The sequence below is a fragment of the Moorena sp. SIO4G3 genome (assembly GCF_010692305.1).
Lineage (GTDB): Bacteria > Cyanobacteriota > Cyanobacteriia > Cyanobacteriales > Coleofasciculaceae > Moorena > Moorena producens_A.
The window spans coordinates 1-7,538 of record NZ_JAAHIG010000409.1 but is presented as its reverse complement, the minus strand read 5'-3'; the positions used below and the strand labels follow the sequence as shown (position 1 = coordinate 7,538).

Below are 7,538 nucleotides of genomic sequence, written 5' to 3'. Positions count from 1 at the left end.
GCCAACATCTTGCGGTTAATTTGAATATTGGCTTTTTTCATTTGACCCATCAGCTGGCTGTAGCTAATGCCATTTTGACGTGCTGCTGCGTTAATGCGAGTAATCCACAGACGTCGAAAATCCCGCTTGCGCTTGCGGCGATCACGATAGGCATTCCGCAGCGCTTTCATCACTTGTTGGTTAGCAATGCGGAAGAGTTTCGAGTGGGAACCTCTGAACCCCTTAGCAAGTTTGAGAATTTTTTTGCGCCGCTTACGAGCGACATTACCGCGTTTTACCCGTGTCATGGTTAATTCTAGCTCGTGTGTTTAGTTTAGTAGTAGTGTTATCAGTTATGGTCTACTGTTAAGATTTACATATAAGGCAACATCAGGCGAACATTATCCGCATCCCGTTCGTCTACCAAGGTCAGTTTAGACAAGCGCCCCTTCCTTTCTGAGGTCTTGTGTTCTAGTAAGTGATTTTTAAACGCTTTGCGGCGTCTTATTTTACCACTGCCAGTAGCTCTAAAACGCTTGGCAGCTGATTTGCGGCTTTTTAGTTTAGGCATTGACGGATTATAATAATGGCACAATTTATTATTGTATACCAATTGCTGCGTAATTAGGTGACCGTCTTATTCGTCTTCTGATAAATTCTTGGGCAAGGTGATGGTAAAGGTTGTTCCAACACCCTCTTCACTTTCTAAGTGAATCTTACCACCGTGCAAGTCTACACAACTTTTGACAATTGATAACCCTAGTCCTGTTCCTGGGATGATACCCACATTACTGGCACGACTAAAAGACTGAAACAATTTTGCTTGGTCTTCTTCAGGGATGCCAATGCCTTGATCAATTATCTGTAAGATGACTTTCTCTTCATCTCCATTTAGCTGTACTGAAATAGTACCACCATCGGGAGAATACTTAATGGCATTGGAGATGATGTTAGTGATAATTTGTCGAAGGATTTTGGGGTCTCCTGATATTGGTTCCCAGTCTCTTGCACTACTAAAGATTAGGCTATGTTTAGCCTCAATGCTTGATTGGATCGGGCAGACTAACTCCTGACAAAATGTTACTAAATTCAGGAAAACTGGTTTGAAGTCTAATCTATCGAATTCCGCTTGATTAATGAATAATAAATCATTGACTAGGGTAGTCATATGTTTGACCGCAGCTTGGATCCGCCAAAAATGTTTAACTTGCTGAGAATCATTCAATTGATGACGGTACTTTTCTAGGAGTTCCACAGAGGATAGAATTGTCATTAAAGGTGTACGGTACTCATGGGATATGGTAAAAATAATCCGAGATTTTAGGTCACTGAGTTCTTTTTCACGATCCAGTGCTTCACGCAATTGCGATTCCAAGTTGCGTAGCTGTTCTAAGTAATCTCTTAGTTCTACGGTGCGAGCTTGGATTCTGCTTTCAAGTTCTTGATTGAGGCTTTCTAAAGCAGCTTGAGCGGAAATGCGATCGCGAATTTCCTGTTGCAGCAGTTGATTTTGCTCAATGAGTTGTGTTCGTAGCTTGTGCAGAGTCAATTGATTCTCCACACGGGCTAAAACTTCCTCAACTTGGAATGGCTTGGTGATATAGTCAGCACCACCAACAGCAAAGGCTTTGACCTTGTCCCAAGTTTCATCCAGAGCACTGATAAAGATTACTGGAATTCCCTCGGTTTTTTGATTAGATTTCAGCTGTTTACAGACCTCATAGCCATCGATCTTTGGCATTATAATGTCGAGTAAAATCAAATCCGGTGGATCACACAATGCTGATTCCAAGGCAAGTAGTCCATCGATCATGCTCCTAACCTGATAGCCTTCCTCAATCAGGATGGAAGATAGCAGCTGCAAATTGGTTGGTGTGTCATCCACAACCATAATTTCTGCCTGAGTTGCCTCAGCTTGATGGTTATTCATGCTTTAATTACGTAGAGCGAACCATAGGGGAGAAGCAAATTGGGCAGGAGTATACTGACCAGTAGCCCGCTGATCTGATTGAATCAGAAGGCGGTTTGGCTACTAGTTTTCCTACTCCACTATTCCTTTTCACGGCGAAAGAACAACATTCGGTAGACAGGTTCACCACGAGCGAGGGTGGAAATTTCCCGTTCAGTAGGCACTGGCAGGGGATTGGTTGGCAGCCAAGCAGTCTCTGGCCGGTAGAAGACTGGATGAGCATCGAAGCGCGATCGCATTTCCACTGCTACTTCCTCTACATCGGATTGTACAAAGACCTCTCCTCCACTGGTCAAATAAGCTCCTAGAGTATCAACCAAGGTGGGCTGCACTATACGTCGTTTGGCTTGTCGCTTCTTGAACCAAGGATCAGGAAATTGAATAGTAACGCGCTGCAAGGAACCAGGGGGCCAAGAGCTCAAGAGTGAATCTATAGAACTATTAGCATTACAGAACAAAAATAGGAGATTGCTCAACCCTAAATCCACCACCTTAGTGTTGGCTTGTTTTACTAATGGTTCCCGAATTTCTAAGCCCAAAAAATTCCAGTCGGGTTGTTCTGTTGCCATCTGCAATAAAAATTCCCCTCTCCCGCAGCCAATATCCAGATGTAATGGTTTAGTAGTTTGGGCATAAACTTGATTCCAATCCGGAGCACTCACCGGCATCTGATATTGCTTGCTAAGTGGATTAACGTGTTGTCGCACTCGAACTCTAGCCAACCTTAGCACCTCCTTACTTTACTCAGGGGATGGGGGATCAGGGATTAGGGGTTATATCCCTAATCTAGTTGTAAATGTCAGATCTAGGTGCGCGCCTCCAAGGGCGCGAGCAATCCCTCGCGCCCTTGGGTCGCACCTCAATGAACGCAATTCCGACTCATCTCTATTTATCCTAAATGTAATCTTTAAAATTTTTTATAGACTAAAGCTTAATTATGTAAGGCTCAATTAAAGATTATCCATTATTGTTTAGGTAAGCAGTTAAATGTCACCTAAACAAGGGGTTGTAATGGGATAACAGCAAAAGTCATGAGCGATAATTTTAATAATTATTAAAATAGGGTTTAATCAAGAAAAGTTTTAGTTATGAGTTTAAATTTTCGCTTTGCCGTGGTAAGTGACCTACATATCGGGTTACCCCAAACCATCTGGGATCATCCGAATCGGTTTCATTTGGTAGAAGTTAGTATTCCAGTCCTAGAAAGGATTCTGGAGGATTTAGAGCAGAAAGCCTTGGATTTCCTCCTCCTACCAGGAGACTTAACCCAGCATGGTGAACCAGACAATCATGCCTGGTTACAAAAGCGATTAAGCCAGTTGCCTTTTCCAGTGTACGTCGTACCTGGAAATCATGATGTCCCCAATATCTTACCCAATGAACACTCGATTGGACTAAAAGAATTTCCCTACTACTATCGCCAATTTGGTTATGAAAATCCCGAGCAGTTGTACTATACTTGTGAAGTTTTGCCTGGAGTACAGCTGATTGGGTTAAATTCTAACCAGTTCGATACCGGTGGTAAACAGGTAGGGCGTATTGATCAGCAACAGCTGATCTGGCTTGAGCAAGTGCTTGCCCAGTGCCAGGATAAATTGGTGCTGGTGATGGTGCATCACAATGTAATCGAGCATTTGCCCGATCAAGCTAACCATCCCTTAGGACATCGGTATATCTTGGAAAATGGTCCAGTATTACACAATATTCTCAAAACTGCTGGGGTCAATCTACTATTTACAGGTCACTTGCATGTACAGGATATCGCCTATCAAGAGGGAGTCTACGAAATCACCACAGGTTCATTAGTTAGCTATCCTCACCCCTACCGGATATTGCAGTTCTCTACCGATAATCATGGAAAAAGATGGTTACACATAGAATCTCATCGAGTGGAGTCAGTCCCTGGTTGGGAAAACCTACCCCAGATATCTAGACAATGGATGAGCGATCGCTCTTATCCATTCATGGTGAAACTCCTAACTTCTCCCCCGTTAAATTTACCCGATTCAGATGCCCAGAAACTTGCTCCGAGTCTACGCTACTTCTGGGCTAATATTGCTGATGGTGATGCTGTATTCAACTTTCCTGAGTTTCCTACCCCAGTTCGTCGCTATTTTGAGTCATTTAGCTGCCATACTAGTGATGGTAAACCTGCTCTGATTGATAATCACACCACTCTGTTGCTGACAAAAAACCAATAACTAAGACAGCTTTTCTTGAATAAATTCAACCACCACAACTAACGTCATAAGTTCAGAGATTTCCTCGACCAGGAAAGCCATCCTCTACTCCTTGACCTCGACCAGGAAAGCCATCCTCTACTCCTTGACCTCGACCAGGAAAGCCATCCTCTACTCCTTGACCTGGATCGGTTAGTAGCACAGGAATTTCCGGTTCCGGCTCGGGCTCAGGTTCTGGCTCGGGTTCTGGCTCGGGTTCTGGCTCGGGTTCTGGCTCAGGTTCTGGTTCTGGTTCTGGCTCAGGTTCTGGTTCTGGCTCAGGTTCTGGTTCTGGCTCAGGTTCTGGCTCTGGCTCTGGTTCCGGCTCAGGTTCAGGTTCCGGCTCGGGCTCGGGCTCAGGCTCAGGCTCAGGTTCCGGCTCAGGCTCAGGTTCCGGCTCAGGCTCAGGTTCGGGTTCTGGCTCAGGTTCCGGCTCCGGCTCAGGTTCGGGTTCCGGCTCAGGTTCGGGCTCAGGTTCGGGTTCCGGCTCAGGTTCCGGCTCAGGTTCGGGTTCCGGCTCAGGCTCGGGCTCGGGCTCAGGCTCGGGTTCCGGATCAGGTTCAGGTTCAGGTTCCGGTTCCGGTTCCGGTTCCGGTTCCGGTTCCGGTTCTGGTTCCGGCTCGGGCTCGGGCTCAGGCTCAGGCTCAGGTTCCGGTTCTGGCTCGGGTTCCGGTTCAGGTTCAGGTTCCGGTTCTGGCTCAGGCTCAGGTTCAGGTTCAGGTTCCGGCTCGGGTTCCGGCTCAGGTTCCGGTTCAGGTTCCGGCTCAGGTTCCGGTTCCGGCTCAGGTTCCGGCTCAGGCTCAGGTTCCGGCTCAGGTTCCGGCTCAGGTTCCGGCTCAGGCTCAGGCTCAGGCTCGGGTTCCGGTTCTGGCTCAGGCTCCGGTTCTGGCTCGGGTTCCGGTTCTGGCTCGGGCTCAGGCTCGGGTTCCGGTTCCGGCTCAGGCTCAGGTTCTGGCTCGGGTTCCGGTTCTGGCTCGGGTTCAGGTTCTGGCTCGGGCTCAGGCTCAGGTTCTGGTTCTGGTTCCGGTTCCGGCTCGGGTTCTGGTTCAGGTTCTGGTTCAGGTTCTGGCTCAGGCTCAGGTTCTGGCTCAGGCTCAGGCTCGGGCTCGGGCTCGGGCTCAGGCTCGGGTTCCGGTTCTGGCTCAGGCTCAGGTTCAGGTTCTGGCTCAGGCTCGGGTTCCGGTTCTGGCTCAGGTTCCGGTTCAGGTTCAGGTTCTGGCTCAGGCTCAGGCTCAGGTTCTGGCTCAGGCTCAGGTTCTGGCTCAGGCTCAGGTTCCGGTTCTGGCTCCGGCTCTAGTGGTTTGTCAACGTCTTCGGGATCCAGTTCAAGAGTTTCATCCTCCTGCTCAGTGTTAAGAAACTCACCCGTTTCCAAGGTAGACCTAATATCTAACTGGTTAACCTGATCAGTAATATCGGCATTGGAATTCTCAGAACCCACATCAAGATCGAAGACATCAACACTACCATCAATCACACTAAAATCAGCACTAGGAAACTCGTCCGATTCACTCCCCCGAATACGAACGAAAGTAGGATTAACTATTATGTTGTTGCCAATAATAGGATCTTGCCCGTCTAGAGCATCTGCAATTTCTCCTCGCACTAAATCCAAAGCTTTATCTGGACTATCCGCCGCTTCTGTCTGGGTCAAATTCAGCCCTTTTACTAATTCGCTGGTTTCATAAAACTCTTTGAGGTCAAATTCATAAACCTGCTCAATTTGATCCTCGATCATAACCACGATCTGCCCAGCTTTTAATTCCTGACCTTGAGAACGAGTGGGACTATAGACCACAATACCGCTATTGGTCAGAGCTCCAACAATTGTTGTATCGGTCTCAGAGATATATCGCATGAATAGAGCTGACCCCCTAATCCCAGCCACGGCATTGGGTGTACGCACTCGAGTTTTACCCCGATCTGGAGGAATTAACAGCAGCAGTGTGCCATGGGATAGCTCAAAGGTACGACTGCTAGGTAAAAATCGAAAGACAGCTAACTCTCCCTGTCGGGCTAGGGAACCATCATTGAAGCGCAGTTGAGCCATGGAGGAGCGAGCTGTTACCAGTGCATCTCCTATCGTCATGGCATCAGATCGACGGGCTGGTCGAGCTGACTGATTTTTAGGAATCAATCGTACTCGGTTACGTAGCTTCTCTACCACAGCACGAGTTAAGGGAATTTCAGCACTGACTGGTTTCGAAAAAATTAGTGAATTAACGCTCCATAGAGAAATGGAAAGTACTAGGACTGTCTTGCGAAACACGGGGCAACTCCAATGTTGAGAGTTATTAAATTGTGGATTTTTGATGCAAGGATAATGCCATTCCACGAAATATACCTAGGGTCTGTCTCCACCGATCCAAAATCTGGTGTAGGAGCGTTGGCGTTGCCTTCTCGAAGAGTAGGTACAAAAGTCTCCTATACGAGATTCTGTAGGCTCTAAGTCAAATCAGGATATTTTTTACTCAGAGTAATCGGAAATACAGCTTGGTCAATCCTGAAAACACCGCTGGTGGTTAGTAATTATTAGCTGGGAGAAAAATCCCCTACCTACATTGATCCATTTTGGGAAGCTGTTGCCCATTTAATTTGTCTATTTTTTAGTCAAGGATAGGTGAAAACCCCAAACTCCTTTCCCATCCTTCTCTGTGAGCCTGTTTCCTTGCCAATTCAATCTATAAATTAGATTGATCAAAGCTTAGCAAAAACTATTTTATATAAATGAGTATTACCATGAATATTACAACGTCATGATTGAACTATAGGATTGAAGTTTAATTTTTTTCAAAGATAAATTATTGTTTATTATTATAAATTGTCTTTTAGTAAATTAACGCTTTTTTAAATTAAATATGGTATCAAAAAATAAAAATTATCACGACAAATATGAGGAGTATTCGGTTCCCCAGCACCAGATAAAAAACCCCTATTTAGCCACTTTGGGACATCTAATTTTCTTAAGTACACTGACAATCAGTAAACCAGCTTGGTCTGGATGTCACCCCATAGACAGTATTTCCCATCAGCCAGCAGTCAGTTTAGTTTTTAGGGGTAAAGAAAACCCAGCTAATACTAATCAAATAAAACAGCATTGTACTCCTAATTTATATAAAGTTAAAATCGGTAGTGGTGGAGAACTATTATCTTCCTTTGTTGTTAGTGAGCGCTCATGGGGTTCTAGCTCAACTGAGGTAGTTGACAGGTCACAGACATCTCAAGCTAAACCTGCTTCTGGAGATATAGCAGCCGCCAGAGCGGTTAGGACATAGACTAGAAGTAGTGTTTGAGACACAGCAATCCCATTACCGATGCCCAAACCCTATAGTTACGATCTCCGAAAAAAAGTGATAGAAGCAATCATTGAA

At 45.8% G+C, this 7,538-nt stretch carries 7 protein-coding genes; 2 read left to right on the top strand and 5 right to left on the bottom strand.

Annotated elements, in window-relative coordinates:
* The 4 genes from rplT to trmB form a co-directional block, all read right to left on the bottom strand.
* On the bottom strand, nt 1–287 hold a 287-nt coding region (rplT, locus tag F6J99_RS38285; RefSeq protein WP_293121172.1), incomplete at its 3' end, for a 50S ribosomal protein L20.
* 65 nt (nt 288–352) lie between these two features.
* The gene (gene rpmI / locus F6J99_RS38280; protein ID WP_008186584.1) at nt 353–550 is read right to left on the bottom strand and encodes a 50S ribosomal protein L35; all 198 of its coding nucleotides are present in this window, start codon (nt 548–550) and stop codon (nt 353–355) included.
* 66 nt (nt 551–616) lie between these two features.
* Entirely contained in the window at nt 617–1,909 is a 1,293-nt protein-coding gene (locus tag F6J99_RS38275; RefSeq protein WP_293121170.1) for a hybrid sensor histidine kinase/response regulator, read from the bottom strand.
* A gap of 119 nt (nt 1,910–2,028) precedes the next feature.
* Nucleotides 2,029–2,670 (bottom strand): tRNA (guanosine(46)-N7)-methyltransferase TrmB, encoded by a 642-nt coding sequence (gene trmB, locus F6J99_RS38270; protein WP_070396186.1) that lies wholly within the window; start codon nt 2,668–2,670, stop codon nt 2,029–2,031.
* Between the two features lie 366 nt (nt 2,671–3,036).
* On the opposite strand from trmB, the gene F6J99_RS38265 reads away from it, so the two are divergent.
* A complete protein-coding gene (locus F6J99_RS38265; protein WP_070396187.1) occupies nt 3,037–4,149 on the top strand; it encodes a metallophosphoesterase in 1,113 nt (370 codons plus the stop codon).
* 52 nt (nt 4,150–4,201) lie between these two features.
* Here F6J99_RS38265 and F6J99_RS38260 read toward each other — a convergent pair whose 3' ends face one another.
* Entirely contained in the window at nt 4,202–6,436 is a 2,235-nt protein-coding gene (locus tag F6J99_RS38260) for a FecR domain-containing protein (RefSeq protein WP_293121167.1), read from the bottom strand.
* A gap of 589 nt (nt 6,437–7,025) precedes the next feature.
* Between F6J99_RS38260 and F6J99_RS38255 the strand changes: the two genes are divergently transcribed.
* Nucleotides 7,026–7,442 carry a hypothetical protein gene (locus F6J99_RS38255; protein ID WP_293121165.1) on the top strand — a complete coding sequence of 139 codons (417 nt, stop codon included), beginning with the start codon at nt 7,026–7,028 and terminating at the stop codon, nt 7,440–7,442.
* The last annotated feature ends 96 nt before the right edge of the window (nt 7,443–7,538 follow it).

Excerpts from the sequence above, each read along its gene's own strand:
- rpmI (WP_008186584.1), bottom strand. The coding sequence starts at position 550 with ATGCCTAAACTAAAAAGCCGCAAATCAGCTGCCAAGCGTTTTAGAGCT.
- F6J99_RS38275 (WP_293121170.1), bottom strand. The coding sequence starts at position 1,909 with ATGAATAACCATCAAGCTGAGGCAACTCAGGCAGAAATTATGGTTGTG.
- F6J99_RS38265 (WP_070396187.1), top strand. The coding sequence starts at position 3,037 with ATGAGTTTAAATTTTCGCTTTGCCGTGGTAAGTGACCTACATATCGGG.
- F6J99_RS38255 (WP_293121165.1), top strand. The coding sequence starts at position 7,026 with ATGGTATCAAAAAATAAAAATTATCACGACAAATATGAGGAGTATTCG.